Source organism: Saprospiraceae bacterium (genome assembly GCA_016712145.1).
Taxonomy (GTDB): Bacteria; Bacteroidota; Bacteroidia; order Chitinophagales; family Saprospiraceae; genus Vicinibacter.
Genome location: JADJRO010000001.1, coordinates 319,973 through 346,887 on the forward strand (window position 1 = coordinate 319,973; position 26,915 = coordinate 346,887).

24 protein-coding genes and 2 pseudogenes are annotated in these 26,915 nt (G+C 35.3%); 12 read left to right on the forward strand and 14 right to left on the reverse strand.

Features of this window, described 5'->3' with window-relative positions:
- From IPK91_01315 to IPK91_01325, 3 genes are read right to left on the reverse strand one after another with little or no spacing between them, the layout of a single operon-like run.
- The gene (locus tag IPK91_01315) at window positions 1-888 is read right to left on the reverse strand and encodes an EamA family transporter (protein ID MBK8295935.1); all 888 of its coding nucleotides are present in this window, start codon (window positions 886-888) and stop codon (window positions 1-3) included.
- Entirely contained in the window at window positions 889-1,206 is a 318-nt protein-coding gene (locus IPK91_01320) for a 2Fe-2S iron-sulfur cluster binding domain-containing protein (protein ID MBK8295936.1), read from the reverse strand.
- A gap of 33 nt (window positions 1,207-1,239) precedes the next feature.
- Window positions 1,240-2,244, reverse strand: coding sequence for an NAD(P)/FAD-dependent oxidoreductase (locus IPK91_01325; protein ID MBK8295937.1), 1,005 nt, complete (start codon window positions 2,242-2,244; stop codon window positions 1,240-1,242).
- Window positions 2,245-2,418: 174 nt separating this feature from the next.
- On the opposite strand from IPK91_01325, the gene IPK91_01330 reads away from it, so the two are divergent.
- The 4 genes and pseudogenes from IPK91_01330 (at window position 2,419) to IPK91_01345 (ending at window position 6,920) form a co-directional block, all read left to right on the forward strand.
- A complete protein-coding gene (locus IPK91_01330; GenBank protein MBK8295938.1) occupies window positions 2,419-4,107 on the forward strand; it encodes a DUF1800 domain-containing protein in 1,689 nt (562 codons plus the stop codon).
- A 15-nt stretch (window positions 4,108-4,122) separates the two neighbouring features.
- Window positions 4,123-5,676 (forward strand): DUF1501 domain-containing protein, encoded by a 1,554-nt coding sequence (locus IPK91_01335; protein ID MBK8295939.1) that lies wholly within the window; start codon window positions 4,123-4,125, stop codon window positions 5,674-5,676.
- A 121-nt stretch (window positions 5,677-5,797) separates the two neighbouring features.
- Window positions 5,798-6,692 (forward strand): annotated as a pseudogene (locus IPK91_01340) (nucleotidyltransferase).
- Window positions 6,693-6,698: 6 nt separating this feature from the next.
- Window positions 6,699-6,920: a DUF2905 domain-containing protein gene (locus IPK91_01345; GenBank protein ID MBK8295940.1), complete on the forward strand. Its 222-nt coding sequence runs from the start codon at window positions 6,699-6,701 to the stop codon at window positions 6,918-6,920.
- Here IPK91_01345 and IPK91_01350 read toward each other — a convergent pair whose 3' ends face one another.
- Both IPK91_01350 and IPK91_01355 read right to left on the reverse strand, forming a co-directional pair.
- Window positions 6,921-7,268, reverse strand: a complete 348-nt coding sequence (locus IPK91_01350) for a DUF3276 family protein (protein ID MBK8295941.1) — start codon at window positions 7,266-7,268, stop codon at window positions 6,921-6,923.
- 33 nt (window positions 7,269-7,301) lie between these two features.
- A complete protein-coding gene (locus IPK91_01355; protein MBK8295942.1) occupies window positions 7,302-9,077 on the reverse strand; it encodes an ABC transporter ATP-binding protein in 1,776 nt (591 codons plus the stop codon).
- An 84-nt stretch (window positions 9,078-9,161) separates the two neighbouring features.
- Between IPK91_01355 and fbp the strand changes: the two genes are divergently transcribed.
- Window positions 9,162-10,142, forward strand: coding sequence for a class 1 fructose-bisphosphatase (gene fbp, locus IPK91_01360; protein ID MBK8295943.1), 981 nt, complete (start codon window positions 9,162-9,164; stop codon window positions 10,140-10,142).
- Window positions 10,143-10,311: 169 nt separating this feature from the next.
- Here the strand turns inward: fbp and IPK91_01365 are convergent, their stop codons facing one another.
- From IPK91_01365 to IPK91_01380, 4 genes are all read right to left on the reverse strand, one after another.
- Entirely contained in the window at window positions 10,312-11,208 is an 897-nt protein-coding gene (locus IPK91_01365) for a helix-hairpin-helix domain-containing protein (protein MBK8295944.1), read from the reverse strand.
- Window positions 11,205-13,157: a ComEC/Rec2 family competence protein gene (locus tag IPK91_01370; protein ID MBK8295945.1), complete on the reverse strand. Its 1,953-nt coding sequence runs from the start codon at window positions 13,155-13,157 to the stop codon at window positions 11,205-11,207. The genes IPK91_01365 and IPK91_01370 overlap by 4 nt, the downstream gene beginning before the upstream one ends.
- A gap of 46 nt (window positions 13,158-13,203) precedes the next feature.
- Window positions 13,204-13,548: a hypothetical protein gene (locus tag IPK91_01375; GenBank protein MBK8295946.1), complete on the reverse strand. Its 345-nt coding sequence runs from the start codon at window positions 13,546-13,548 to the stop codon at window positions 13,204-13,206.
- Window positions 13,549-13,708: 160 nt separating this feature from the next.
- Complete coding sequence (locus IPK91_01380; protein ID MBK8295947.1) at window positions 13,709-15,073, reverse strand: hypothetical protein; 1,365 nt, start codon at window positions 15,071-15,073, stop codon at window positions 13,709-13,711.
- 361 nt (window positions 15,074-15,434) lie between these two features.
- Between IPK91_01380 and IPK91_01385 the strand changes: the two genes are divergently transcribed.
- The 3 genes from IPK91_01385 to bshB1 all read left to right on the forward strand — a co-directional run bounded on the left by IPK91_01385 (window position 15,435) and on the right by bshB1 (window position 18,634).
- Complete coding sequence (locus IPK91_01385; GenBank protein MBK8295948.1) at window positions 15,435-16,715, forward strand: asparagine synthetase B; 1,281 nt, start codon at window positions 15,435-15,437, stop codon at window positions 16,713-16,715.
- A 101-nt stretch (window positions 16,716-16,816) separates the two neighbouring features.
- Complete coding sequence (locus IPK91_01390) at window positions 16,817-17,863, forward strand: ketoacyl-ACP synthase III (protein ID MBK8295949.1); 1,047 nt, start codon at window positions 16,817-16,819, stop codon at window positions 17,861-17,863.
- Window positions 17,864-17,899: 36 nt separating this feature from the next.
- Window positions 17,900-18,634 carry a bacillithiol biosynthesis deacetylase BshB1 gene (gene bshB1 / locus IPK91_01395; protein MBK8295950.1) on the forward strand — a complete coding sequence of 245 codons (735 nt, stop codon included), beginning with the start codon at window positions 17,900-17,902 and terminating at the stop codon, window positions 18,632-18,634.
- Here bshB1 and IPK91_01400 read toward each other — a convergent pair.
- The 3 genes and pseudogenes from IPK91_01400 to IPK91_01410 form a co-directional block, all read right to left on the reverse strand.
- Window positions 18,631-19,059: a hypothetical protein gene (locus tag IPK91_01400; protein ID MBK8295951.1), complete on the reverse strand. Its 429-nt coding sequence runs from the start codon at window positions 19,057-19,059 to the stop codon at window positions 18,631-18,633. The two genes, bshB1 and IPK91_01400, sit on opposite strands and share 4 nt — an antisense overlap.
- Window positions 19,059-20,682 (reverse strand): annotated as a pseudogene (locus IPK91_01405) (acyl-CoA carboxylase subunit beta). The gene IPK91_01400 and the pseudogene IPK91_01405 overlap by 1 nt, the downstream one beginning before the upstream one ends.
- 60 nt (window positions 20,683-20,742) lie before the next feature.
- Window positions 20,743-22,194: a Do family serine endopeptidase gene (locus tag IPK91_01410; protein MBK8295952.1), complete on the reverse strand. Its 1,452-nt coding sequence runs from the start codon at window positions 22,192-22,194 to the stop codon at window positions 20,743-20,745.
- An 80-nt stretch (window positions 22,195-22,274) separates the two neighbouring features.
- Here IPK91_01410 and dapF point away from each other — a divergent pair, with 80 nt between their 5' ends.
- Window positions 22,275-23,057 (forward strand): diaminopimelate epimerase, encoded by a 783-nt coding sequence (gene dapF, locus IPK91_01415; GenBank protein MBK8295953.1) that lies wholly within the window; start codon window positions 22,275-22,277, stop codon window positions 23,055-23,057.
- Here dapF and IPK91_01420 read toward each other — a convergent pair.
- A complete protein-coding gene (locus IPK91_01420; GenBank protein ID MBK8295954.1) occupies window positions 23,049-23,381 on the reverse strand; it encodes a tetratricopeptide repeat protein in 333 nt (110 codons plus the stop codon). The genes dapF and IPK91_01420 overlap by 9 nt on opposite strands.
- 59 nt (window positions 23,382-23,440) lie before the next feature.
- Between IPK91_01420 and IPK91_01425 the strand changes: the two genes are divergently transcribed.
- From IPK91_01425 to IPK91_01435, 3 genes are read left to right on the forward strand one after another with little or no spacing between them, the layout of a single operon-like run.
- Window positions 23,441-24,181 carry an electron transfer flavoprotein subunit beta/FixA family protein gene (locus tag IPK91_01425; GenBank protein ID MBK8295955.1) on the forward strand — a complete coding sequence of 247 codons (741 nt, stop codon included), beginning with the start codon at window positions 23,441-23,443 and terminating at the stop codon, window positions 24,179-24,181.
- Between the two features lie 13 nt (window positions 24,182-24,194).
- Window positions 24,195-25,145 carry an electron transfer flavoprotein subunit alpha/FixB family protein gene (locus IPK91_01430; protein MBK8295956.1) on the forward strand — a complete coding sequence of 317 codons (951 nt, stop codon included), beginning with the start codon at window positions 24,195-24,197 and terminating at the stop codon, window positions 25,143-25,145.
- A gap of 3 nt (window positions 25,146-25,148) precedes the next feature.
- Window positions 25,149-25,739 (forward strand): bifunctional nuclease family protein, encoded by a 591-nt coding sequence (locus IPK91_01435; GenBank protein MBK8295957.1) that lies wholly within the window; start codon window positions 25,149-25,151, stop codon window positions 25,737-25,739.
- Between the two features lie 127 nt (window positions 25,740-25,866).
- On the opposite strand, the gene IPK91_01440 is transcribed toward IPK91_01435, so the two are convergent.
- Window positions 25,867-26,901 carry a threonine aldolase gene (locus IPK91_01440; GenBank protein MBK8295958.1) on the reverse strand — a complete coding sequence of 345 codons (1,035 nt, stop codon included), beginning with the start codon at window positions 26,899-26,901 and terminating at the stop codon, window positions 25,867-25,869.
- Between the last annotated feature and the right edge of the window lie 14 nt (window positions 26,902-26,915).

Genomic DNA, 26,915 nt, shown 5'->3' on the forward strand with positions numbered 1-26,915 from the left:
TTAACTGTGCTTCGTTACAAGGTATACCCCGGTAAGAGTAACAATTGCACCAATCAGAATCCAAAAGTTAATTATTTCACCAAGCAACAAAGCGCCTAATAAAATAGCGATTATAGGATTAATATACGTATGGATGCTGACCAGCGTTACCGGTAAATGATTTAGGCTGTAAATAAAGCAAGAATAGGCAACCAATGAACCTAAAACAATGGCATAAGCCCAAATCAAAATATGATACGTTTCAATTTGGAAATTCCAAGGTTTTTCGGTAAATAAAGAAATAATTAAAACAGGGATTCCACCAAATAACATTTGAAATCCAGCAGACAAAAAGGGATTGTAATGGTGCTTCTTTATTTTACTATAAACAGATCCAAATGCCCAGGTAATAATTGATAGCATGGTAAATCCTATTCCAACGATAGAAGCTTTCCCTGGATGCATTCCGATTTTTTGTAAACAAATAATCAGGATTCCGAAGCAGCCTAAACCCAATCCCAGCCAGGTCCATTTTGAAATATGATGATCTTTTTGAAGGATGGATAATAAAAAAGCTATGAGTATAGGTGAAAATGTAGCAAGAATTGCAGAAATGCCGCTATCAATATATTGCAAGCCATATATACCCAAACCATTTCCACCACTGATTAATAATAATGCTAAAACCAATTGAAGTTTAATAAATGATCGATCGGGCCAAGCTAACTTCTTAATAAGAAACAAATACATTAATAACAGAATGGCAGCAGTCAATTGTCTTATGGAAGTAAAAAAAAGCGGTGGCATGCTGCTCACGCCAAGTTTATTGATGAGATAGGTGGTTCCCCAAATAATACAAACTGCGATTAATGCTGCAATTGCACGTCTATTTTCATATTGTTTAAACATTTATTGATCTGCTATTTCTATTATCAGTTGATCCAAATAATCTCCAACCGGAATTTGGCAGGATAAACGACTATTTGTTTGGCTGTTTACTAAACTGTCAAGCAATAATTCTTCAGCATCTTTCATTCCAGGCAAGATATTTTCAGAGTGCACGTATATATGACATGAAGCACATAAAGCCATGCCTCCACAGGTACCAAGGATTGGTAGTTCAGATGCTTTTAGCAATTCCATAAGGCTATAGGAAGCCTCGTTTGGGATCTGAATTGCATGATCTATCTGATTTTTATCTCGAATATATACGGTAAGCCATTCCATTGAATTCAATTTATATATCATTAATGGAATGTATCATAAATTGTTTATTCCTGTTACTGTTGTGTATTTAAAACTGGGTTTCTTTCCTTCATTAAGAATCTTGTATGCAGATTGCATCGTTAATGTTGCCTCATGAAAGCCACAAAGGATTAATTTTAATTTTCCAGGATAATTATTGATATCCCCGATTGCATAAATTCCAGGAATGTTGGTGCTATAATCCAATGTGTTTACATCGATTGCACTTTTTGAAATTTGAAGACCCCAATCTGCAATGGGTCCTAGTTTCGGGCTCAGCCCAAAAAGTGGAATTAAATATTCTGTTTCAATTTCCAATGGGCCTTGTTCAGTCATTACCACGATTCCTTCCAAATTCTGATTTCCTTTCAGGCTATTGAGTTCAGCATTTACTATTAGCTTGATTTTATTTGAATCACTGAGTCTTTTTAATTTTTCAACAGATTCTGGTGCAGCGCGGAATTCTGATCTTCTATGGATTAAATGAATAGATGCTGCGATGTCGGCTAAATAAATACACCAATCCAAAGCAGAATCCCCTCCACCTGCAATCACGATGTGTTTTCCTCGATATTTTTCTGGATCTTTAATAATATAATCAACACCATGATCTTCAAATTTAGTTAAATGCTCTAATTCTGGTTTTCTGGGTTCAAAACAACCAAGTCCACCAGCAATAACAATAACTTTTGATTTAATTCGTGTTCCGAGATGCGTTACAATTTCAAAGCCTTCGTGTCCATGATTTAATAATGTTTCGGCGCGTTCACCAAGTGTAAATCCAGGTTTAAAGGGTTCAATCTGTTTTAATAAATTAGTGACTAAATCACTCGCAAGGATTTCCGGATAACCGGGTATATCATAGATGGGCTTTTTTGGGTAGATTTCTGAGAGTTGTCCGCCGGCAATAGGCAAATAGTCAATGAGATGGCATCTCATTTTTAATAAACCGGCTTCAAAAACCGCAAACAACCCACAAGGACCAGCCCCAACTATAATTATATCGGTATTAATATCCATTTTGAACCGCAAAGCTAAAGAAAAACAACCCTTTACCTAATTACATCGTAGAGACTAATCGGATGCGTTCCATTAATTTAGTTAAATTTTTTCTAATCTTTGTTAAACGAATTCATATAATAAAAGTCTTAATTCATATCACTCCAATTAAAAAACACATAAAATTAATTTCTTATGGATCGAAGGACCACTTTCAAAAAATTTCTGGGGGTAGAAGCTGCTTCAACAGTGGGCAATCGCCAACAGGAAGATGCTTTACCTCTTGGTGGCGGGTTGACTCCCTATTCCGGGACTTGGAATTATGCGATAGCAGCCCATTTACTCAGGAGAGCCATGTTTGGGCCAACACACCAACAAATTTTAGACGCTGTACGTGATGGCATGGATAAGACTCTGGATAAATTGTTTACTCCGGTGCAATTACCAATGGACCCAGTCATATATAGCGATAACCCTATAGATCCAAATGTTATAAAAGGACAGCCTTGGGTTAAGACTCCATTAAATCCCAGCGTTCAGGGAAATGTGGCTTTTAAGGAAAATTCACTATTTGCCTGGATGATGGAGCAGATTTACAAAGAAGAAGTTTCTATTACTGAGAAAATGACATTATTCTGGCACAATCATTTTGTAGTTTCTGAGATTTTTGACCCTCGTATGAGTTTTGACTACATTCAATTATTAAGGTCAAATTGTCTGAAAAACTTTAAAGAACTCACCAAACAAATCACTGTAGATAAGGCCATGTTGTATTATCTAAATGGAAATCAAAATACGAATTTGGCTCCTAATGAAAACTATGCAAGAGAATTAATGGAGTTATTTACTTTAGGGAAAGGCGATCTAGCTGGCCCAGGTGATTATACTACATTTACAGAACAGGATGTGATGGAAGTTGCAAAAGCATTGACTGGTTGGTATGTTCCTGTGGACCGCAGAAATACTACCTATCAACCGTTAGCTGTTTTTGATTCCAATCTCCACGATAAATCTACGAAAACATTATCTCATCGTTTTAACAACACGAAAATTGTTAACGCAGGGGCAAATGAATACAAGCAAGTAATTGACGTGATTTTTCAAAAACGAGAAGCGGCCACCTTTATTAGTCGCAAACTATACCGCTATTTTATTTATTACAAAGTAAGCAGTGCCATTGAATCGGATATCGTGGATGGTTTGGCAGATACTTTGGTTGCAAATAATTTTGATATTGCTCCGGTAGTTAGAGAATTGCTTTCCAGTTCACACTTTTATACAGATGAATCTTTAGGAGCTTTGATAAGACCTCCGTATGAGTTTGTTTTCAACACCCTTAAGGCTATGAAATTTAATTCATCACAGGTTAGCTCAATTGAAGATACTTATAATCTATATCTGCATTTGTACCGAAGCACGAATGGACTTCAACAAGTTTATTTCGATGTTCCAAGTGTTGCAGGTTGGACACCTTATTATCAGGAGCCAAGTTTTCATGAAATTTGGGTAAATTCCGTAACCTTACCTTTGCGTACAGCATTAACCACAGGACTTGCAACCAAAACAATTAAAGTTAGGAATATAGCACAAAAATTATTTGGTTTGGAATTGACAAATTATGTAAGTGATTTTTCAGCTCCTGGAGATGCAACGCGTTTAATAAATGACATTGTTGCTCATTTACTGCCTAAGCCAATTTTCCAAAATCAGTTGGATTATTTAAAGTCCAAACTACTGGGTAATATGACAGAAGCTCAATGGAAAACAAATTGGGACGCTTTTGTTGCTTCACCAAATGATGCTCAAAAGAAAGCTGCGGTAGAGAATAGACTTAAATTGCTAATCTCCAATTTATTAACGATGCCTGAATATTATTTAAGCTAATTAAAATTCAATACAATGAAAAGAAGAAAATTTTTGCAAGTTAGTTCCCTGGCATCGGTGCCGATGTTAATCAATGGGATACCTGTAAGTGCGGTGGCCAGAAATTCATTTTTGGATTTTGTTAGTCCTGAAAATGATAAAGTGTTGGTGCTGATTCAATTGACCGGTGGTAATGACGGTTTAAACATGGTGCTGCCTTTGGACCAATATTCGAATCTCGATAAGGTTCGTAATAAAATAATGATTAAAGAAAGTTTGGCGATTAAACTTCGCACAGATCTTGGATTGCATCCATCGATGACAGGTTTAAAGTCTTTATATGATGCCAGTAAACTAAAATTGATTCAATCAGTAGGGTATCCTAATCAAAACCGTTCGCACTTCAGATCAACGGATATATGGACATCTGGTTCAAGTGCAGAACGCGTCGAAACGACAGGTTGGTTAGGCAGATATTATATGGAAAATCACCTCAGCTACCCAACCGGTTATCCAAATACAGACAATCCTGATCCTTTGGCAATAACTGTAGGATCGCTCGTGAGTCAAACGTGTCAAGGTTCGGTTGCCAATTTTAGCTTGGCGATTAATGATCCTGCTACACTAGCTCCTCTAAACGAGCCAGCTTTTCCTGCCACAATCCCAACAACCAATTATGGGAATGAACTGAAATATTTAATTGACACATTAAAGCAAACCAACGATTATACGGATGTAATTAAAGATGCATATAACGCGGCTGGTGGAACCATTGCTACAACTGGCAACAGATTGCTAGATCAATTGAATATTGTGGCTCAATTAATTAAAGGGGGCATGAAAACAAAAGTGTATGTAGTAAGTATAGGCACCTTTGATACCCATGCAAATCAATGTGATCCGGATGATCATGAAGTAGGAACCCATGCTGATTTATTGAAGCAATTATCTGATGCGATTGCAGGATTTCAAGCCGCAATTGACCAATCTGGGAATAGTAAACGCGTATTAGGAATGACTTTTTCTGAATTTGGAAGAAGAATTAAAGCCAATGATTCAACAGGGACTGATCATGGTTCAGCTGCACCTATGTTTTTATTCGGCAGTTGTGTAAATCCGGGGATACTCGGTAATAATCCAACGATCAATGCGAATGTTACCAATGATGAAGGAGTTGCTATGCAATATGATTTCAGGTCGATTTATGCTTCTATATTGATTGATTGGTTTCAGGTAGCGCCATCGGTTGTGAGTCAGTTACTATTCCAGGAATTCCAAAAGTTACCTGTAATTGAAGGCTGCTCCCCAACTTCCGTTCAGGATTATGATCGTGATTTTTCTTTAAATTTTGAAGCGTATCCAAATCCTGCACAAGAATCTTCTAAAATTAGTTTTGAATGTAAAGATGAGTTTATCAGAATAACTGTATTTAATTCTATTGGTTCTGAAATCCAAGTCTTGCATTCTGGCAGAATGAGTAGTGGAAAACATGAGCTAGATCTTAATCTAAAAGATTTGTCAAGCGGAAATTATTATGTACGTATAGCTTCTGAAAGTGCTCAAAAAACAAAAGCATTAATTAAGCTGTAAGTAATTGAAATTATTTTTTTTAGCCCGCATGGTGAATAAACATGTGGGCTTTTTTATTGCTTCAACTAGTGAATTTGCATTTAAGCATTTCCAGTAGTAATATTGCATTTAAATAATAAGTATGGAAAATCAAAAGCCAGTATTATTAATTTTAGCAGCTGGTATGGGGAGTCGTTATGGAGGCTTGAAGCAAATGGATGGATTTGGTCCATCTGGAGAAACGATTATTGATTATTCAATTTATGATGCGCTGAAAGTCGGATTTGAAAAAATAGTTTTTGTGATTCGTAATAGTTTCGCTAAAGAGTTTATTGATCGAGTCAATACCCATTGGGCTGGTAGGGCCGAACTTGTATTTGTAAATCAGGAACTGGATCATTTGCCTGAATCATTTATATGTCCACCCGATCGTGTAAAACCTTGGGGAACGGGTCATGCGGTTTGGGTTGCCAAAGATGCAATTAATGGGCCGTTTGGTGTAATTAACGCTGATGATTTTTATGGTAGGAATGCCATGCAATTGCTGTATGATTTTTCTCTCAAGTGGTTCTAAAAATTATGCGGTTGTTGCTTATCCATTAATAAATACCTTATCAGATCATGGAGCCGTAAACCGAGGGATTTGCAAAATAAGTGAAGAGAATAAATTGATTAGTATTCTTGAGTGTAAAAATATATATAAGCAACCTGAAATATATTTTGAGCATAATGATCACAAGCATTTTTTGAATCCAGATACACCTGTGTCAATGAATATGTGGGGCTTTCAAGCAAATTATTTTGTTTGGGCAAATTCATTTTTTTGTAATTTTCTACAAAAGAATCTGGCTAATTCTGGAGCAGAATTTTACATACCGGAATTAATCCAGGATTTGATAGACACTCACAAAACGGAGGTGCATGTATTGCATTCCAGTTCAAGCTGGATTGGCGTTACTTACAAAGAAGATAAACCAATGGTAGAGAAAGCATTTAATGATATGATTCAAGCAGGAATCTATCCTGAAAAATTGTAATCTAACATGGAAATTGGAAAACAAATAATCATATTGGGATCAGTTATATTGATTATTGGTATTTCTTATACTTATTTTAGACAATACATTTCTTGGTTTGGAAATTTACCTGGTGATATTAAATGGGTGGGATCTAACTATAGAATTTATTTTCCGATAATAAGTTTACTTCTGATAAGCGTGCTGTTGAATGCGATCTATTATATAGTACGCTATTTAAAGCAATAACTACCAGGCAATATTATCGTCGTTTTGATTTTTCGAACCTTCGGGGTTTTGTTGCTCCCATTCTTCATCTCTTTTGGCAAATGCATCGTAATCAAAATCTGGTAAGTAATTGGTTTTGATCTCGTTAATCACCTCCTGAAGATTTTCAACAAAACGATTAAAGTCTTCTTTATAGACAAAAATCTTATGGCGCTCATAGCCCTCGCCAGTAAATTTCCGGGTGCTTTCCGTTATGGATATAAAAAAATCATCGGATTTTGTTTTTCGGATATCAAAAAAATAGGTCCTGCGCTTACCGGCCCTTAGTTTTTTTGAAAAAATATTCTCGATATGCTTTTCATTTTCCACGGGACAAGAATTTTAATGCTATGTAAATATATGTTATTTTTCTTGAATATTGTTTTCAGCTTTTATTTCAATCTCATAAAGTTGTGAAAAAAGGCCTTTTTCTTTAACTAATGTTTCAAAATTTCCACTTTGAACCAATTTCCCATTGTCCAAAACCAGGATTTTATCCATATGGGCGGTTTGCTTTAATCTTTGTGTAATCAAAATCAATGTCTTCCCGAAAAGATAGGTGTCAAAGCTTTCCATAATGCGTTGTTCTGTTTGGGAGTCTACGGCAGACAAGCAGTCATCTAATACAATGATGGGTGAATCTTTGATAAAAGCCCTTGCCAGACTAATGCGCTGTTTTTGCCCTCCTGAAACATTGACTCCCCGCTCTCCTAATATACTGGTATAGCCTTCTGGAAATTCTTCAATTTCTGTTGACACTGAGGCATACGTGGCAGCTTGCTTAACTAGTAGAGGTTCTGGAGATTCTATTCCAAAAGCTATATTGTCTTCAATGCTTTCAGAAAACAAAAACACATCCTGTGGGACATAGGCAATTTGCTTTCGTAACAATTCAACTTGGATGTTTTTTAAATTTTGGCCGCCTAGTTTAATAGTACCTGAGCTGGGATCATACAAGCGCAGGAGTAATTCTGCAAGGGTTGTTTTTCCAGACGCCGTTTTCCCAACGATCGCAACACGAGACCCTTCCGGAATTGTGACTGAGAAATTTGTTAAAGCCTTAATTTTTGACCCTGGATATTGAAAATTAATGTTGTCAAATTCAATTTCAAATGAAGGACTTAGCAGTTTTTTAGGTCCATTTGATTCAATTTCTGTTTCCGTTTGTAAAAAATCGTTGATTCGTTTTTGGGATGCTTCTGCTTGTTGAATGATAGAAACACACCAACCAAGTGCTGAAACAGGCCAGGTTAGCATATTGACGTAGATTACAAACTCTGCGATGTTTCCCGGAGTAACTGTACCGTTATAAACATTTAGGCCACCTACAAATATGGTGATTAATGTACTTAATCCAATTAATAAAAGCATCGATGGAAAAAAAAGGGCATCGATTCGGGATAAGCCAAGGTATAAATCTTTGTATTGTTTTGCATTTTCACCTAAATCCCGTTTCCAATTGGCTTCCATGCCATAGGATTTAATTATCCGGATACCACTAAAAGATTCCTGGCTTACAGTAGTTAACCGAGCTAATTGCTGCTGTATTTTTTCACTTTTTTTATTGATCTTGTTGCTAACCCAATAAATTATAAATGAAAGAAATGGAAGAGGCAATAAAGTATATAATGAAAGCATGAAATTAACCTTGAACATTGTAATGATGACAATCAGTACCAAACTAATCAGGTTGATTCCATAAAGCATGGCTGGCCCCAGGTACATACGGACTTTATTCACATCTTCTGTTATCCTGGACATCAGGTCACCGGTTTTGTTTCGTTGATAAAAGGCAGTATCCAATTTTAAATAATGTTGAAAGATGTCTTTTCTTAAATCGTATTCAATTAATCGAGACATTACAATAATAGTTTGCCGCATCATGTACATAAAGAGTCCCATTAACAAAGCAAAGCCAAATATGTAAAATCCAAATTTCATCAATTCAGAATAAAGTTGCTCTTTTTGCATTTGGCCCTTGTCGCTTTGAATAAAATCTAATATCCGGTCAAGCGCTTCCCGAATGGCTTGAGGTTGCAAGACTCTGAAAATGTTTGAAAGAATTACAAAAAGAATCCCTAATAAAAGCTTTTTCTTGTATTTATTAAAATAGCGATTTAATGTAAATAGATGTTTCAATAATTAAGGTTTTCATCGCAAAGCTAAGCCTCTTTGTAGGAATTCCATCCTTAAATTTTAACTATATTGTGCCCAAAATTAGAGATGGGACGCAGAATAACATTGGACGAGTTTATAGTTGAAAATCAATTTCAACAAGATCAGGCATCTGGCGAGTTTTCAGGTTTACTAAGGCATATAGGAATTGCTGCTAAAATTGTAAATCGAATTGTAAATAAAGCCGGATTAATGGATATTCTCGGTGTAGATGGCAACGTGAATAGTTCCGGAGATACCGTTCAGAAATTGGATATTTATGCGAATGATTTGATGATAGAATACTTGAAAAATTCCGGACTTTGCGCGGGTGTCGCTTCTGAAGAATTGGATTCTTTTGTTCCATTTAGTGGCATGGCTAACAAAAACAATAAGTATGTGGTTGTAATCGATCCTTTGGATGGTTCTTCTAATATTGATGTTAATATTAGCGTCGGAACAATTTTTGGAATATACCAAAGAATCAGTCATGAAAATGAAGAATTACAATTAAGTGATTTTTTGCAAAAAGGGGTAAATCAAGTTGCTGCAGGTTATGTTCTGTATGGAACATCAACCATGTTGGTTTATACTACCGGACATGGTGTAAATGGTTTCACTTATGATCGAGGTATCGGCGAATTTTGTTTAAGTCATCCCATTATGAAAATTCCTGCTGCTGGAAATAACTATTCCATTAATCAGGGGTATTATAAACAATTTAGTACAGGAATTCAACGCTATTTGGACGATTGCGCTGACAAAAGTATGATCCAGCGTTACATTGGTTCTATGGTAGCAGATGTTCATAGAACGATTTGCTTAGGCGGTGTTTTTCTTTATCCGAATACAATAAAAAATCCTGAAGGAAAACTTCGAATGCTGTATGAATGCAGCCCCTTGAGTTTTGTAATAGAACAAGCAGGTGGTACAAGTATTAATGAAAATGGAACACGAATAATGGAAATAGATATCGTGGATTTGCATCAAAGGTCCTCCATTATCATAGGTTCAAATCAAAATGTGGAATCTGTTAGAAAATATTTGTAAATTCTTTTGTTTGATTTTTGTGAAACAATTGCATTTAGCGAGTTTGCATTTTAAGAAACTTTAAAAATTTTTCAAGCATTGCTTGTAATGTTTAAAACGTTGATTTTGCATTTGTAATACAGCTATATTAAATGTTGTAAATTTGCCTTTAGTTAAAACAGGATTTTCTTTAGTTAGGATCTAAATAGGCAAGAAGATTTTTATTTATTTCATTGCTTGTTGAAGGTAAATTGCTGAGTATTTCCTGATTGGATGCTTGTGGATGTAATTTCACATAAGCTGAAATTAATTTTGCCATTTTGTGCCCTATGTATGGATGTTTTTGCATTTCTGTAAAATTCATTTTTGATAGATTAAGTTTTAAAATTTGCTTGTTTAAAAGAATGTAATCTTTGATAATCAAGTATAATGAATCTGTTATCCCATAAACTTCTTTTAGCTGATCCGTTTTGTGGAAGCCTCCCAGCAAATCCCGGTATTTAATAATTCGAGCTGAAAGTCCTTCTCCGATTCCAGGAAGGGGTAAAAGCTCAGAAGCGGTGCATTCATTTATTTCAATTCTATTTAGTGATACCGGTAGGATGGATTTAGATTTTGTCTGGATTTGTTTTTCGTTTTGTATTTTAATATACGGGAGCAGCATGTTGTATTTTTCCATTGAAAGTCCATATATTTTGCCAAATTGCTCAGGTTTTTTAAAACGAGCACCTGTGTTTAAATAGTTTTGGATTCTTTTATAAACCAATGGCGATATCCCTAATTGAATTGCGGTTTTTTCATCAAGCTCGTTTGGATCAAATGCATTAAGTTTTACTGTGGTTTTGTCTTCGGATTTAATGATTTTAGGTGTCGCTAAGGTGTCATGTATTTCATTTGCTATTTCAAAATTCGAATCTGATAGAATTGTTGAATTGTTTATAGGGCTATATAAATTAGAACTTAAAGTTTCAGGTTGTGAAAATTTATAGGGTAAAATAATAAAACCTACAAATAGTAATAGTAAGAAATATAAGCCAAGTCGCTCATTTTTACTTAAAGTAAGCTTATCAAAGCTTGATTTTGTCATTTTTGAAGTTTAATGATTATTGGATTGTTTTGACTCATGTTTAAATAGGTTGATATTTTGTAATCCTCCCCTTGTATGCATTTAGCATTAGCTTCGGTAAGATTATTTAAATGAAGAATTTTAGTAGTGCCTTTTTGTTTGAGACAATACAGCTTCATTGAGCATTTTATAGGATGGATACTTACTTCCTCCTGAATTTTACTTGTTAGGGCAATTAGTTCGCTGAGTGTAATGGAATCCGTGTGATTGATTTTATTTAAGGATCGGTATTTTGAGAGCGTATTGGAATTTGGAGAACTTCCGATTGTATGATGCCCTTCACGCAATTCCATTTGGAATGCATTGTTGTATTTATATAATACTAATTCACGACTTTTTGAAATAGTGTATTCAGTGTAGTAAGTACTTAGGCATACCGAAACTGCAAATACAAGGCTTTTTATAAGCATACTTGAGTTTTGAGTAATAAAATAAAATTTTAAAAATATAAATGAGCAAAGGATAAGTATGGCTTGGACATCGTTTATCCAAATGTTGTCGAGAATAGAATAAGGCGCTTTTTGAATGCATTTCAAACAGCCTACTCCAAATTGAATGAGTTCTTCTGAAAAGATTCCTATAAGGCTTGCGAACTTTTGAGAAAATGCAAATAGAAATACTTGTATTGAGCCAAGTATCATGAGTAAAAAAGAAAGTGGAATCCAGATTAAATTCGAGATAAGGAAGTACAAAGGAAATTGTTGAAAATAGAAGATGCTAATTGGTGAGACCAATACCTGTACAGAACAGGAAATGGAAAATAAATCTCGAATCGGTAACAGTAATTTTGCTTTAGGAAGCCAAATCCTTTTAAAGTATGGATTGAACCAAATGATACTTAAAACAGCAGAAAATGAAAGTTGAAAACCTATATCAGATAGAATGCACGGGTTGTATGCTGCCATAAAGAATCCACATGCAAATAAGGTGTTGACCGAATCATTTTTTCGTTTCAGACAGTTTGAAGCCTGAATAAAACTAAACATAACTGCTGCTCTTAAAATGGATGAACCCAAACCAGTAATCAAGGCAAATGCCCATATTCCGGTAAGAATCAAGATTGATTCCATAAGTTTTGAGTTCTTGTTTTTTAATTTGCGTATTGGTTTGCAGACTAAGCTTAGAAGATAATAAACAAGTCCTAAATGCAAGCCAGATACAGCTAATATATGAGCTGTTCCAGTTGAAAGAAAGGCCTGTTTAGTATCTTTATTTAAATCGGTTTTATCACCTAGTATTAATGAAACTAATAAGTTGGCATTCTCTGGTTTGCTGCATGTTTGAATTAGAATGTTTTTAATTTGAGTAGCTAAATATTGGGTCATTTTGTAAAGCGAATTATTCGATGCACTTTGGAAGTGATCTATCTTTGACATAAAGCCCTCATAATATATGTGTTTATTTAGTAAATAATCAGGGTATGTATTAAAAGTTCTGGAACTGGAACCATTAATTTTAGTGAGGCATATACTTCCTGATATCATATCACCATATTGAAGCGGATAATTAATCGAACGATCCTGGAAGCTTATTTTGCATTGTACGTCTTTGTTATTGATATTTGCAATTGCTATGCAACTGTGTTTTTTATTTATAAAATTATCGCTGGTAATTTTAAATTCGATCTTTTGAAACTTGTGGGAATTGGAAGAAGGTCCTAAATCATGCACTTGATTGAGGTGAACGTATTCATTTAAACAAAAGAGAAAGATTGCAATTGTAACCAAGGCTATTGATTTCTTCTTTTTCAGAAGGACAATTAGAAGAATTGATGCGAAGAGTATAGAAACCAAGCTATTTGCCTGTGTATTTTCATAATACAAGGAATAGTATAAGTTAGTGGCTGCTATGCTAAGGCATAGTCCCAAAAACAAATAAATAAAAGGCCGGGCAAGGGTATACGCCAGCATAGTGTTTTAAGGTGCATGGCAAAACTATAAAAAAATTTAAATTTTTTTAGTAGGATCCCCAAAATCTTCTTAAGAACCATTCAAGTAGCAGGCAAAATCCTATGATAAAGAAAAGCCATTTTTGGTCAATTAAGGGATTGATCTCAAGGTTTTGTACCAAGATTGATCTGGATTTTTCATCTCCAAGCAATTCATTTTGTAAAGAATTCAATTCTGAAGGTACATAGGGCTTTCCTCCAGATTTAGATGCCAAAGATCGCAATAGATTAAAATCGGCTACCCGATTGGCGGTTTCTATATTTTGCTCCTGAATGGAAAATTTGCCGTTAGCGGTTAGTTGTTTGCGATTACATTCAGTATGCGCTTGATAATTATATTCTCCCGCAGCCAAAGATCCAATGTCTAATGAATAGTAATTATCAACCCGGGAAAAATTATAGTTGAATTTAAGGCCATCGCTATTTGCTATTGTTAAATCAACATCAGGTTGATTGATTCTTTCATTGTTATCGTTATACAGCTCTCCAAAGAATGTAATATTTTCACCTTCATTAAAAATCCGTTTCGACTGGCTTATTCGGAATTTCCCTATGATCTTGCTTTGTAGATGTAAATTGAACAGTTTTCGATATGAGTTCAGTAAAAAAATTGAAATGATTTGTATTTAAATATTCATTTAATTTCCATTTCCAAATACCTTCACCCAATATATAGGACGATCTGTAAGCGCTTTTATCTGACAAAACCACCAAAGGGTAATTTGTTTCAATTGTTCCAATCTTCTGATAAAACAAAGTGGATGCGTTTGGATCCAAATTATAGTTCCCAAAAGGTGCATTTAATGGAGGTAGTTTATTTATATAATCAAGACTTTGATCACTTAATATAAATTGATTGAAACTAGGTTTGATAATAGGTGTCGCTTCCGAAGTTGTTTTATTTGTTCCACTAATTGAAACAATATCCTGTGAATTATTAAATTGATTGATATCAGTTAGAGGACCAAGGATAAACAAGGATGGAATTTGTAATTTTTTGGCAGATTCTATTTGATTTTTTCCAATACCTCCGGGGCCTGGTAACTGATGAAATACGATTAAGCTGAAATCATTAAAAACTGGCAAATTGTCAGCAATATTTTTGATTACTAAATCATAGTTTTTATTCTCAGTAACAGCTTCCTTAATTGCAGATAGATCTGGATGAGGTGCGTATGATAATATTAATATTTTCTTTTTTGAATCCAAGACATCTACATAAAATTCACGTGTATTGTTTCGGGTCGATGCTTCTCCTTTAATGGGATCAATTGAAATTTTATATTTGTTTAATCCTGGATTATCTGTTTGTACAATAAATTGCTTTGTATTAAAATACCCTGATTGTGCAATTGTGATCAATTCGTTATTTAACAAGTTCCATTTTCCATCTTGGAATTTACTTAATTTAAGAGAGCTTTTTTCATTTACCAAATTCCAGGCTTGTAAATCTGTTTCTATCGCAAATTTATCACCGGCATAAACGATCTCATTAAAAAACAAATTCCCAATCCATAAGTCTTTTTCAGGTGTAGTATCTCCTAATAATATCGGATAAACTGGGAGCTGATTCAAGATACTATTGTAAATTGGACTCTTTCCTGAATTCTGAATTCCATCAGAAGCAAGAATAATTCCTCTGATTTTTTGAAGGTCATAAGAATTAGTGACATAGTCTAATGCAGTATTTAAGTTTGTTAATTTACCGGAATATTGATCAGTTTTTTGCTCTCGGCAGACCATGTCAAATTCCAAATGAAATACTTCGAATTTATCTTTGAGATTGGTTTCTAATTGATCTCTTTCAATTTGAAACTCTTGAATGGAATTACTCCCTTTTGAAACGATGGATTCACTTACATCCTGAGCAATGATCAAAATAGGCTTTTTGTATACTTTTTTATAGTATTTATATAAGGGATTTAGCAATAATATTAAGATTAAGAACACTGCAGACATCCGCAAGATGCTCAAGGCCAATTTTGACTATAACTTCTGTCAGCTAATTGTGGGCTTTTATAATACATTAGCAAGCCTGCTAAAAAAGCAAGTAAAAGGCACAAACCGATTGACCACACAGGATATTGAAAACTAAATTGACCCATTACGGATGTATATTAATGCAAATATCAATAAATTGATTTCTAATCGCATAAAATAACCATTTATTAACCAATATGTTGATTCGTTAAGCGTTTAAAAATCATTCAATTAAATATATTTGTTGTTTACTAAAAGTATGATGAACAAATTATTATATACGGCAGTCGGTATCCTGCTATTCAATTTTACTGCGATTTCTTCTTATATTTTAGTTCCTATGGACCTAAAGCAAGCCAATCATTTGAAGGCTTACGGGATTACTTATTGGGTAATTGATCAAAATGTTGAAGCATATTGGTTGCTTAATTACCGAGGTGGAAGTTTTGCATTCCTTAATTTGAAAACTTTAGAAAAGGAGTGTAAAACCCGTGGAGTGAGCTTTGAAATTATTTCTGACAATGAATTTGACAGAATTAAATCAGAAATTGGAAATCCTGAAGTAAATCAAGAGCTTATGAAACTTGAAAAGGCTCCTAAAATTGCTGTTTATACCCCGGAATTCAACAATAAAGGAGAGCGAATTCAACCCTGGGATGATGCGGTCACACTGGCACTAACCTATGCTGAAATCCCTTTTGAAAAAATTTACGACCGTGAAATTTTATCTGGAATGTTGCCTAAATATGATTGGTTGCATTTACATCACGAGGATTTTACAGGTCAATATGGACGTTTTTATTCAGGGTACCATACCCAACCTTGGTATATTGAAAATCAGAAAAAAGCTGAGGAGCTCAGTAAATCACTTGGATTTTCAAAAGTCTCTCAATGTAAATTGGAAGTTGCAAAAAAAATTAAGGAATACATTGGCGGTGGAGGCTTTACTTTTGCAATGTGCTCAGCAACAGATTCGTATGATATTGCACTTTCAGCAGAGGGTATTGACATCTGTGCAGTTTATTATGACGGCGATCCTATAAATGGCAATGCAAATGCTTTACTTGATTATACAAAAACATTGGCTTTCAAAAACTATAGTTTGAAAGATAACCCATTGGAATACGAATTTTCTACAATTGATAACACGTATGACCGCAAGTTAAATCCAGAAAACGATTATTTTGAATTATTTGATTTTTCAGCAAAATGGGACCCGGTACCTACCATGTTAACTCAAAATCATACCAGGACGGTCAAAGGTTTTATGGGTCAAACGACCAGTTTTAAACGGGGTTTAATAAAATCAGATGTATTGGTGCTTGGGGAGACAAAATCCGTAGATGAAGTGCGGTATATACATGGGACGTATGGATACGGAACCTGGACATTTTATGCAGGCCATGATCCGGAAGATTACCAACATCAGGTTGGAGATCCGCCTACGGATTTAAATTTACACCCCAACTCACCAGGATATCGCCTGATTCTTAATAATGTATTGTTTCCTGCAGCTAAAAAGAAAGAGCGCAAAACATAAGTTCCGATTATAATATTAATAGCCTGAAAAAGTTCAAGTCCAAATTGTTTCTTAATACCTTTAGCTTAATTTTTTATTTTAATACGTTATAATTGGAACAAATGAGATCAAAAATTGCAGGGGTAGGATATTATGTACCTGAAACAGTAGTAAAGAACGCTGATTTAGAACTATTAATGGATACTTCTGATGCTTGGATTCAAGAACGCACTGGAATTCAGGAACGCCGATATGGAAAAGCACACGCGGAGACCACAACCACCATGGGAGCCCGAGCTGCGGAAATAGCAATCCAGCGGGCAGGTATAACTAAAGAAGAAGTTGACTTTATAATATTTGCCACATTAAGTCCGGACTATTTTTTTCCAGGTTGCGGCGTCCTATTACAACGTGAATTAAAAATAACTTCTTTAGAAGCACCTGCTTTGGATATTCGAAATCAATGCAGTGGATTTATTTACGGACTTTCAATTGCAGATCAATTTATTAAATCAGGCCAATACAAAAATATTTTACTGGTTGGAGCAGAAATGCATTCTATGGGATTGGATTTTAGTTCACGCGGTAGAAATGTTACAGTTATTTTTGGGGATGGTGCAGGCGCAGTAGTAGTTCAGCCAACTGAATCGGAAGGAATATTAAATACCGTCTTACATTCTGATGGGACCTACGCAGAAGAATTAGCTTTTATTAATCCCGGTTGCCATGGGGGATATCATCTTGGAAAAGAAGCATTTGGATACACAGATCAAAATTACGGAGGTATTTTTTTAACTGAAAAAATGTGGAATGAGCAAATGATCTTTCCGACAATGAATGGACCTTTAGTATTTAAAACCGCAGTAGTTAAATTTCAGGAAGTAATTCTTGAAGCACTTAATAAAGCAGGGCTTCAAGCTGAGGATATTGATTTATTAATTCCCCACCAGGCTAATTTACGAATTAGTCAGTTTATTCAGCAGAAATTAAATTTAAGAAATGATCAAGTGTGGAATAACATTCAGAAATATGGAAATACCACTGCAGCAACCATTCCTATAGCATTAGGAGAAGCTTGGGAGGCGGGTAAAATCAAAGAAGGTGATTTAATTTGTATGGCTGCATTTGGAAGCGGATTTACCTGGGGAAGTGTACTTTTAAGATGGTAATCATTCCTAAATAAACATTAACCATTATCTATTAACATGTTATCTTTAAATACGATTCAAGTTGTTGATATTCTTGCAATTGGTGTACATCCAGATGATGTAGAGCTCAGTTGCAGTGGTACCTTGTTGGGGCATATTTCAAAAGGGTATACTGTAGGCTTGCTTGATTTGACATTAGGCGAATTGGGAACCAGAGGGAACCCGACATTACGAACAGAAGAAGCGATGAAAGCCGCTACATTGTTGGGGGCTAAATTTAGAATCCAATTGGATTTACCGGATGGATTTTTTATGTGGAATTATCAGGAAATTGAAAAAATCATACGGGTAGTTCGAGCTGCAAAGCCTAAAATTGTATTTGCCAATGCACTTTCAGATCGACATCCAGATCATGGCCGAGCCGCCAAATTAATCGCGGATGCATTATTTTATTCTGGTTTACAAAAAATTGAAACATTTGATATAAATGGGGCCGCACAAAATCGATGGCGTCCGAATAATTTATATCATTACATTCAGGATCATCAATTAAATGCCGACATCGCATTTGATATCACTGAATTTTTGGATCAAAAAATAGCGTTGATAAAATGCTTTGGATCTCAATTTTATGATCCCAATTCAAAAGAATTAGATTCGCCAATTTCAGGACAAGATTTTTTCGAACTGTTAAAGGCAAAAGCAAAAATTTATGGAAGAAGCATCCATGTGGAATATGCTGAGGGCTTTAACACCACTGGGCCGTTTCAAGTAAAAGATTTACTAAATTAATCATTTAGAGTATTCCTTGCAGATTTAATTGCAGGATCTACTAATCGCCACTGATTTGGATACTCCATTGCATTCGTATATTGTGCGGAGCCTAAACGAAAGGACATTGGTAATTTGTGATTCAGTAAATAGTGATCTTCCAATTTGCAAAAAAAAGCCCGTTTGCAGTTTTGATTTTTATAATTAAATAAGGTCTTCTCCTTTTGAGTTGATGGATTCTTGAATACACAAAACAAACTGTCAAGTTTAGCTTGTTGACTGTAAATACATAAAGGGGAACTTAATAAAGCACCAGTAATAACACAGCCCTTTAACCATTTAAACAAAGCTGTGCCAAAAACAAGCCATAGAATTCCTTTTATTAAGAAAAACAGAAAGCCAGCAAGCCCAAGTTTTTTAAAAAGATTTTTATATTTCTCGTTCATTAGGTTTGAATTACTCCGGTTTTAAATGGTTCAATACTACTAAATTTGGATGCTTCAATTCCCATAATGATCCAATCTCTGGTTTTTACAGGATCTATAATCGCATCAACCCAAAGTCGTGCTGCGGCATAGGTCGCCATGGTTTGTTTTTGGTATTTCTCGTTTGTTTGATCAAATAATCGCTTTTCCTCTGCAGCGTCTGGGATTTGTCCCTTCGCCTTTAATGCACTCAGTTGAATTTGGGTCAGCACCTTAGCTGCTTGAGCACCTCCCATAACTGCGATTTTGGCTGAAGGCCAAGCTAAAATAAATCTGGGATCATAGGCTTTTCCACACATTGCATAATTTCCTGCGCCATATGAATTTCCTATTACAATGCTTAGTTTAGGTACAGTAGAATTAGCAACTGCATTGACCATTTTAGCACCATCTTTTATAATTCCTCCATGTTCTGATCGGGTGCCAACCATAAATCCAGTTACATCATGAAAAATAGTAATGGAATTCTTTTTGATTGCAATTTAAAATGAATCTGCTGGCTTTATCTGCGGAATCTGAGTAGATTACTCCACCCATTTGCATTTCACCTTTTGCAGATTTAACTATTCTTCGATCATTTGCAACAATTCCAACAGCATAACCTCCAATTCGCGCATAAGCACAAAGGATCGTTTTGCCATATTCCTCCTTGTAATATAACAAAGTTGATTCATCCACAATACATTCCAGAATGCGGGACATTGAATAAGGCTTTTGATTGGCTGAAGGATAAATGCCTAATAAGTCGTTTGGGTTATACTTAGGAGCAACGGGTTCGATAAAATCATACGTTTCATTTTGTTTTAGATTAATCTTATCAACGAGATTTCGTATGGTGTCTAAACAGGTTTTGTCGTCTTTTACTTTGTAATCAGTGACTCCGGAAACTTCACAATGGGTCGATGCGCCACCCAATGTTTCCTGATCAACCTCTTCGCCAATGGCTGCTTTTACCAAATAGGGTCCTGCTAGAAAGATACTGCCGCTTTTTTCAACTATTAATGCTTCATCAGACATGATAGGCAAATAAGCACCACCTGCAACACAGCTCCCCATAACCGCTGCAATTTGAGGAATTCCTTTAGCGGATAAGATTGCATTATTTCTAAATATTCTACCAAAATGTTCTTTGTCTGGAAATATTTCATCCTGCATTGGTAAAAATACCCCTGCGCTATCAACCAAGTAAATAATGGGAATATGATTTTCTAATGCAATTTCCTGAGCTCTTAAATTCTTTTTTCCAGTAATTGGAAACCACGCCCCAGCTTTAACAGTCGCATCATTTGCAACAATGATGCAAAGCTTGCCTTTTATATACCCGATCATTACAATAACTCCACCAGCCGGGCAACCTCCATACTCTTCATACATTTCAAAACCTGCAAATGCACCAATTTCAAAACAAGGACTTTTTGGATCCAGTAAATAGGCTATTCGTTCTCTGGCAGTTAATTTTCCATCAGCTCTTTGAGCTTCTAGTTTTTTCTTTCCACCGCCATCTTCAATTTTCTCCAAAAGCTTTTGGATTTTTGAAAGTTCGAGCTTAGCTTGATCTTCATTCTGATTAAAGTTCAGATCTATCTGATTTTGATTCATCCCTAAATTGAAAATTGAATTATAGAATATTCCGCAAGATAAGCGCTATTGTTTTTTATTAAAGCGGTATGGAAATTTACCTCTGTATTTTTCGTAAAATCCTTCCAGAAGAATATTTATATCTGCTGATTGAATGGTTTGTATCAATTCATCTACAGAGCGAACTTTTTTACCATTTACCGTGGTAATGATATATCCTGGAGCCATGTTGGTATTTTCAATAATGCTGCCCTGATAAATGCTCAACACTTTAACTCCTGATTGCTTTAAATTTGTTTTCTCTTCGGCACTCAGATCCCGAACTTCAAAGCCTAAATCTAGTAGAAGAGGATCTCTTCTGGTGCTCAACATTTCAGTTGTATTAACCTGATTTTTAAGAATTGCTTCGACTGTATTTGTTTGATTATTGCGCCAATACTTTATTTGAATTTTCGAACCAGGTCTCAACCGACCGATAATTTCTTGCAATTCAGGTACAGACTTAATGGTACGGTTATTTAATTCAAGTATAATATCCTCAGGTTTTAATCCAGCAATATCTGCTGCACCATCACGAGTGGTATTGCTTATAAATACGCCCCCAACATGGGTCAATCCATATAATTTTGCACGTTCATTATTAACTTCTTCAATAACTACACCGAGTAAACCTCTTTGGACGGTCCCAAATTCCTTAAGATCTGAAAACACCTTTTTAACGAGATTAGACGGGATTGAAAATGAATATCCTTCGTAACGACCCGTTTGACTCATGATAGCCGTATTAATTCCAATCAAATCTCCATTTGTATTTACTAAAGCACCGCCACTATTGCCTGGATTCACAGCCGCATCGGTTTGAATAAAAGACTCAATTCGGTATTGTTGATTGTTTAATATATTGATATTCCGTGCTTTAGCAGAAATTATTCCAGCCGTTACAGTGGATTGAAGTCTAAATGGGTTGCCAACCGCTAAAACCCATTCGCCAATTTCACTTGAATCAGAATTACCAAATTCAATATAGGGTAAACTGGAATCTTCAATTTTTATTAAGGCGATGTCTGTCGTTGGATCCGTTCCAATTAATTTAGCTTCATATTCCCTGTTGTCATTTAAAAGTACTTGAATCTTTTCAGCATTTTCAACCACATGGTTATTTGTGATGATGTATCCATCAGGAGATATGATAACACCAGAACCCGTTGACAATTCTTTATTAGGCATAGAAAAAATACCTTCTTTGCTATCAATCATGGATTCTATAAATACAACGGACGGGGTACTTTTTGATGCAGCAAATACAAAATTGGTTCCAGGGGTATTTAAAAACCGGATTGGACTTGATTTAATCAGTGCCGAATGATCGTTTGGATCGTCATTGACCTCATGTATCAATTTAACTTCATTTGAGTTTTCGATACGTGGAATAAGAAATTTAAAGGTCAGATAACTACTTAAAATGCTGACTGCCAAGCATATAAAAATTATTGAGCTTTGTGTTCTGATGGAATTCATTTATTATATTATTTAAATATTTAATATATAATTAGTTACAAAAAGTATGCCTTAATATAAATTATCATTAATCTTGTCTCATGAAACGTACGATTCCTTTTGAAAAATACGAAGCTACCGGCAATGATTTTATTATCCTTGATTTTTTTGAATTTGAATGGATCGATTTAAACGATACCAATCTGATTAAAAAGATGTGTGACCGACATTTTGGTATCGGTGCAGATGGATTAATTGCATTGTGTTCGGAGCCTGGCATGGATTTTAAAATGAACTATTTTAACAGCGATGGGAACCCTTCCAGCTTTTGCGGCAACGGAAGTAGAGCTTCTGTTCGCTATATGCAATCTAAACAAGGAAAGAATAATTTTAGTTTTGCAGCTTTTGATGGCATGCATGAAAGTTATGTTAAAGATCAATTGGTTTCAGTTAAAATGAAGGATATCAATGAATTTGAAACCACTCCAGAAGGAAAGTTGATCCAAAGTGGTTCGCCACATCTAATACGGGAAGTAATTAATCCATGGGATTTTGATGTAAATGAACAGGGCAGGGCCCTTCGCAAAAAGTTTGATCCAGAAGGAGTTAATGTTAATTTTATTGAGATTGTAGGGGAGGTTTTACGTATTGCTACCTACGAACGAGGTGTTGAATCAGAAACTTTAGCTTGTGGTACAGGAGTTACTGCTTCTGCTTATTATGTTGCACTAAAAGCAAATTCAAACGGCCCTTTTAAGCTTGGTATTGAGTCAAAAGGAGGTCCATTGGAAGTACAAATGGATATCGTAGGGCTCAACGCAACAAATATTTGGTTATCTGGTCCAGCCAATAAGGTATTCAGTGGTTTCTACAGATTACATTAAGTCTTCCATTTCTATATCATTTAACAGATTTTGCATTTCAGCCAATGCATGAAGATCTTTTAGGGCTTTTGCCTGATCAATGCCATTCTTTAATACCAAAATCGCTTCTTCCGTATTTAAATTAAATTGAAGGATTTTAGCCAAATGATAATAAGTTCCTATATATTTTGGATGAATTCTTATGAGTTGTCGATAGGTATTAATTGCTTCTTCAGTTAATTTTTCATTTTCCAGTTCTTTAGCCAATGCAAAAAGCAAGAAATCATTCTCAGGATCTGATTCCAACATGGTTAAAATGCGTACTTTTCGATTTAACATACTCATAATCAAGCTTTACAGGTTGAAGCCAAAATATATATCTTTGCATTAAAATTAAGACAAATATGAAACTATTGGTTTGTATCAGTAAAACTCCAGATACAACATCAAAAATAAGTTTTAGCCAGGATGGCAAACGATATTTGGATGAAGGTATTCAATATATACTAAATCCCTATGATGAATGGTATGCATTGGTACGTGCACTTGAGTTGAAAGAAAAGTTTTCTGGACAGGTTGATGTGATTCATGTTGGCAATGCGGCTTCAGATATTCTGATTCGTAAGGCATTGGCAATTGGTGCAGATGCTGCATTCCGCGTGGATATGGAACCATCTAATTCAGATGAAATTGCAATTCAAATTTCAGAATTTGCTAAGAAAAATACTTATGACCTAATTTTTTGTGGCAAAGAAACCATTGATCATAACAGTTCAGAAGTTGGAAGTCGCATTGCTCAATATTTAGAGCTACCTTATTTATCTTATTGTAATCATCTGGAATTTGAGCAGGATTCTGTGAATGCATCCTGCGAAGTTGAAGGGGGTATTGTGGTATTGAATGTAAAAACCCCTTTTGTGTTATCTGCTGCAAAAGGCTTGGCTGAACAACGCATTCCAAATATGAAAGGGATTATTGATGCAAAGAAAAAACCACTGGAAGTAATTTCACCAATTCAAAGTGAACAACTAACCGAATTAGTTAGTTTCGAATTACCTCCAACAAAGTCAGGGGTAAGAATGATCGATCCAACGCACATTGATGAAATGGTCGCCGTATTTAAAAATGAATTGAAAATCATTTGACAATAAAATTGATATGATTTTAGTACTATTAGAAGAACAAAATGGCAGGTTGAAAAAATCTGCAATTGAAGCAGCAGGATTTGCTTCAAAAATCGCCCAGGTCACCGGATTAAAAGTTTGTGGATTATTGGGCAGGACCATTAATGTAAACGAACTTGCCTATTTAGGTTTAGACAAACTTGTTCGTTTTGAGCAAGCAGATTATATGGATGGAAGTCAATGGATTTCAGTAATCGATCAAGTCTATAACCAGATAGAAGGAAAATATCTTGTAATTAGCAATAACAGTCTTGGCAAATCGATTTCAGGCGGCTTATCTGTAAAGCTAAAAACGGGATTAGTGAGCAATGCAGTTAATTTTAAATCACAGGATGGGAGCTTGCTGTTTCAAAAAAGTGTTTTTTCAGGGAAGGCATCAGCTTGGTATAAATTCAACAAGGAACAAGGAATCATTGCGTTGATGCCAAATGGATTTGGAATCCATAAATCAGAAGACAAACAGATAGAATTTGTTGCAATAAATCTGCAAATCCCTGAGCCTAAAACAAAATTGCTGGATCGTAAATTAATTCAAGGAAAAACACCCCTTACAGAGGCAGAAATTGTTGTGTCTGCAGGACGGGGTATGAAAGATCCTGCAAATTGGACAATGGTTGAGGAGCTGGCTGATTTATTACATGCTACTACAGCGTGCTCACGACCTGTTGCAGATGCTGGATGGAGACCGCATCATGAACATGTTGGGCAAACTGGTGTTGCTATTCGGCCTAATGTTTATATTGCTCTTGGGATATCAGGAGCGATACAGCATTTGGCAGGTGTAAATAATTCAAAGAAAATATTCGTCATCAACAAAGATCCGGAAGCCCCTTTTTTTAAAGCGGCTGATTATGGAGTTTGTGGTGATTTGTTTGAAATATTACCAAAATTAAATGAAGCTTTGCGCAAAAGCAAAATGAACTAAAAAATGTCTAGCCAGGATCATAAACTGATTGAATTAGAAATTATAGCTCTTTCCCATAGTGTTACGCAGTCGCAAAATTATGCGGTGGTTTTAGGTGAAACGGAGGGAAACAGGCGATTGCCAATTGTGATTGGAGGCTATGAAGCTCAAGCTATTGCAGTAGTATTAGAGCGAATGACTCCAAACAGGCCCTTGACGCACGATCTATTTAAAAATGCACTTTCTTCATTTGGGATTGAAGTCAAAGAAATTTTAATTAATAATTTATTAGATGGAATCTTTTTCTCCCAATTGATTTGTGAAAAAGAAGGTGAAATCATTAAAATTGATTCAAGAACATCTGATGCATTGGCGCTTGCCGTTCGTTTTAGTTGTCCAATTTATACCTATGAATTTATCATGGATTCTGCAGGGGTGGTTTTAGAAGAATCAGAAGAAGAAGCTCAAAAGCCTGTGTCAAAAAAAGATAAACCTCAAAAATTGTTTAGCAGTTACAGTACCGAGGAATTAAATAAAATGCTTAGCAAGGTATTGGAAGAAGAGAATTATGAAAAAGCAGCCCACATCAGGGATGAATTAAATAAGCGCAAGTAAGTTTATCTCAATTATTTGAACCTTTGCTTTTGTCCCTAAAATCCTATCAAGCATTTTGATTCGCTGCGAATTGAATTTGGCTTTATAATAGATCATTCGGTACTGTAAGTAATATCAAATCATTCCATTATTTAATTTTAGTATTCAATACATCGATAACTTCACGTATCATGGATTCATTAATATCCAAATGAGTAACAAATCGAATGGAGTGTTTTCCAAATGCACTTGCATTGATTCCGTATTGATTAAGTTGATTTATAAAATCATCGGGAGTCATCGTTGGTATCAAATCAAATATGATGATGTTGGTGTAAACAGGTTTAACTTTAGTAACGTAAGTCAGGTTTAATAAACAAGATTCGATTTGTTTGGCATGAATATGATCTGTTTTTAATCGACTTACATTGTGTTCCAATGCGTACAAACCCGCTGCAGCCAAAATTCCAGATTGTCGCATGCCTCCACCCATAACTTTACGTACTTTTCTGCATTTTTGAATCCACGATTGATTACCTAAAAGTACTGTGCCTACTGGAGCACCAAGTCCTTTAGAAAGGCAAATGGAAACAGAATCAAATAAAGGGCCGATTTCTTCACTTGAATAGCCACCTTCAATGATTGCATTAAAGATACGTGCACCATCTAAATGCAGTTTTAGATTGTTTAATTTACAACAATCGGATAATTTAATCATTTCCGAGAGCGAATACAAGGTTCCTCCAGTCCGATTGCCAGTATTTTCTAAAACAACCAATGAGGTATTAGGCAGCCAGTCTTTTGAGGGTTTTATTGCCTGTGAAATCAATTCAGGAGTTAGATTACCGGATTCAGTTACTATTGGATTTACAGCAATCCCACTGTGAAAAGCATATCCGGAAACTTCGTATTGGAATACATGGCTATTGATTTCACAAATCATCTCATCGAGTGGTTGGGTATGAGATTTAATGGCTATTTGATTGGCCATAGTTCCTGATGGACAAAACAAACCTGCTTCTTGTGCAAACATGGATGCAAGTTTTTTTTCCAATTGTATGACCGTTGGATCCTCTTGAAAAACATCATCCCCTAATTTTGCATTCATCATTGATTCCAACATACCTTTAGAGGGTAAGGTAACGGTATCACTTATTAAATTGATTCTTCGGATTGATTCCATCCGGTAAAAGTAAC

Bases quoted from the DNA above. Each gene is read 5' to 3' on its own strand.
- IPK91_01400 (MBK8295951.1), bottom strand. From the start codon at position 19,059: ATGAACGAGAAATATAAAAATCTTTTTAAAAAACTTGGGCTTGCTGGC.
- fbp (MBK8295943.1), top strand. From the start codon at position 9,162: ATGGGACGCAGAATAACATTGGACGAGTTTATAGTTGAAAATCAATTT.
- IPK91_01325 (MBK8295937.1), bottom strand. From the start codon at position 2,244: ATGGATATTAATACCGATATAATTATAGTTGGGGCTGGTCCTTGTGGG.
- IPK91_01335 (MBK8295939.1), top strand. From the start codon at position 4,123: ATGAAAAGAAGAAAATTTTTGCAAGTTAGTTCCCTGGCATCGGTGCCG.
- IPK91_01410 (MBK8295952.1), bottom strand. From the start codon at position 22,194: ATGAATTCCATCAGAACACAAAGCTCAATAATTTTTATATGCTTGGCA.
- IPK91_01345 (MBK8295940.1), top strand. From the start codon at position 6,699: ATGGAAATTGGAAAACAAATAATCATATTGGGATCAGTTATATTGATT.
- IPK91_01390 (MBK8295949.1), top strand. From the start codon at position 16,817: ATGAGATCAAAAATTGCAGGGGTAGGATATTATGTACCTGAAACAGTA.
- IPK91_01385 (MBK8295948.1), top strand. From the start codon at position 15,435: ATGATGAACAAATTATTATATACGGCAGTCGGTATCCTGCTATTCAAT.
- IPK91_01320 (MBK8295936.1), bottom strand. From the start codon at position 1,206: ATGGAATGGCTTACCGTATATATTCGAGATAAAAATCAGATAGATCAT.
- IPK91_01425 (MBK8295955.1), top strand. From the start codon at position 23,441: ATGAAACTATTGGTTTGTATCAGTAAAACTCCAGATACAACATCAAAA.
- IPK91_01330 (MBK8295938.1), top strand. From the start codon at position 2,419: ATGGATCGAAGGACCACTTTCAAAAAATTTCTGGGGGTAGAAGCTGCT.
- IPK91_01440 (MBK8295958.1), bottom strand. From the start codon at position 26,901: ATGGAATCAATCCGAAGAATCAATTTAATAAGTGATACCGTTACCTTA.
- IPK91_01435 (MBK8295957.1), top strand. From the start codon at position 25,149: ATGTCTAGCCAGGATCATAAACTGATTGAATTAGAAATTATAGCTCTT.
- IPK91_01365 (MBK8295944.1), bottom strand. From the start codon at position 11,208: ATGACAAAATCAAGCTTTGATAAGCTTACTTTAAGTAAAAATGAGCGA.
- IPK91_01370 (MBK8295945.1), bottom strand. From the start codon at position 13,157: ATGCTGGCGTATACCCTTGCCCGGCCTTTTATTTATTTGTTTTTGGGA.
- IPK91_01420 (MBK8295954.1), bottom strand. From the start codon at position 23,381: ATGAGTATGTTAAATCGAAAAGTACGCATTTTAACCATGTTGGAATCA.
- dapF (MBK8295953.1), top strand. From the start codon at position 22,275: ATGAAACGTACGATTCCTTTTGAAAAATACGAAGCTACCGGCAATGAT.
- IPK91_01430 (MBK8295956.1), top strand. From the start codon at position 24,195: ATGATTTTAGTACTATTAGAAGAACAAAATGGCAGGTTGAAAAAATCT.
- IPK91_01315 (MBK8295935.1), bottom strand. From the start codon at position 888: ATGTTTAAACAATATGAAAATAGACGTGCAATTGCAGCATTAATCGCA.
- bshB1 (MBK8295950.1), top strand. From the start codon at position 17,900: ATGTTATCTTTAAATACGATTCAAGTTGTTGATATTCTTGCAATTGGT.